At 41.1% G+C, this 1,797-nt stretch carries 1 protein-coding gene; it reads left to right on the top strand.

The annotated features are described in order from the left end of the window. Positions 1–116: 116 nt before the first annotated feature. On the top strand, positions 117–1,394 hold the full coding sequence (locus tag H9632_RS18630) for an IS110 family RNA-guided transposase (RefSeq protein ID WP_191705557.1): 1,278 nt from the start codon (positions 117–119) through the stop codon (positions 1,392–1,394). The last annotated feature ends 403 nt before the right edge of the window (positions 1,395–1,797 follow it).

The following is a 1,797-nucleotide window of genomic DNA, read 5'->3' on the forward strand; positions in this document are numbered from 1 at the left end:
GGAGCATTCCTGTTAGAAGGATTTTCGGGGACTTGAAAACAAAAAAGCCCTCTTGTATGATGCTTGAGTGTCAACCAGACAATTGACTCACACATCTACAGAGAGGACTTCCAACAATGAATTCTAATACGAATGAAAAGATTAATCAAGTTTCTGAAAATACTTTAGTCATCGGCATCGACATCGCGAAGCACAAACACTTCGCTTGTGCGATTGACGATCGAGGTCGTGTACTCCAAAAGTCCTTTCCAATACTGCAATCACGTATTGGATTTGAAGGCTTTTATGAGCGCCTACTCGCGTTAAAATCGGCCCATGACAAACATGAAATCCTTATTGGTTTCGAGCCAACTGGTCACTATTGGATGAACTTAGCAGCGTTCTTAACGAACTACGGGATTCCATTTGTGATGGTCAATCCGATGCACGTCAACCGTTCAAAGGAATTGGACGACAATCTTCAAACAAAAAATGACCAAAAAGATGCACTCGTCATTGCACGTTTAATGCGAGACGGACGATTCAGCTATCCACGTATTCTAGATGGGGTTGAAGCTGAACTACGTAACGGTGCGACATTACGTTCGAAAATTCAAGAAGATTTAAATTCCCTTCAAAATCGCCTAATTCGTTGGCTAGATCGCTTCTTTCCAGAGTTTCCTAATGTGTTTAAGAGCTTTGGGAAAATGGCGTATGCGGCGCTTGAAATGACGCCACTACCCTCTGATATTAAAGGGAAAACACCGGAGGAGCTACTCTTCTTATATCGCCAAGTAGAGGGCATGAAATGCCCACAATTACCAAAGGCAAAGCAATTAGTTGAAGTGGCCCAAAACTCCATTGGATTAACAGAAGGTTTAGTGATGGCCAAATATGAAATCGCCACGCTGCTTTCACAAATCAAATTGATGCAAGCTCAACTAGATGAATTAACGCTTCAGCTCACAGAGCTGGCAAAACAGCTGACAGATTATGATTATTTAGCATCGGTACCTGGAATTGGTGACGTAACGGTTGTCGATTTACTTTCAGAAGTCGGTTCTTTAACGCAATATGAGCATCCACGCCAATTAATCAAACTAGCGGGACTGACATTGCGTGAAAACTCTTCTGGCCAACAAAAAGGACAAAAACGTATATCCAAACGAGGGAGACGTAAATTACGTTCACTTCTATTCCGAGTAATGATGCCTTTAATTCAACATAATCTAGCATTTAAACATTTACACGAATATTACACTACACGCACAATTAATCCTCTTCGAAAGAAGCAGTCTATCGTTGTGCTGTGTGGCAAGTTACTGAAAGTTTTACATGCCTTGTGCAATAAGAAAACAATGTTTAACGAACATCAAATGATGAGCGACTTTACCAATCTCCAATCGGCTGCTTAAGTGGCACCATCAGAAGTCAAAACAAATAGGATGACACGGAGAAGCCGGCATTAATTGACACCATACGACCATTGATAACCATTCAAATGAGTCCCCACCGGAGCATCGCCAGCCTCTGCCTTATGAATAGACCGAACGAAGGAATGTACGCGCAAACAGACGCCTAGAGACATGGGAGGGTCCGTCATCATAAGCAACGCAGAGATCCATATGTGCATCAATATACAGCACAGGATCAGGATAGCTATTACCAGTTAATGGTTTATCCTTTAGCGAAGCGTTCAAATAAAATGTAAGAAAAATCAATAATTACAAAATAAAGATAGATATACATTTCGAAAAAAATTTTTTGGCACTCAAAAATGGCGTGAGCCATTGATATATCAACATTTATAGAGGGAGG

Source organism: Solibacillus merdavium (assembly GCF_014836935.1).
GTDB lineage: Bacteria > Bacillota > Bacilli > Bacillales_A > Planococcaceae > Solibacillus > Solibacillus ferritrahens.

Coding starts and splice junctions, on each gene's coding strand:
- H9632_RS18630 (WP_191705557.1), top strand. CDS start 117: ATGAATTCTAATACGAATGAAAAGATTAATCAAGTTTCTGAAAATACT.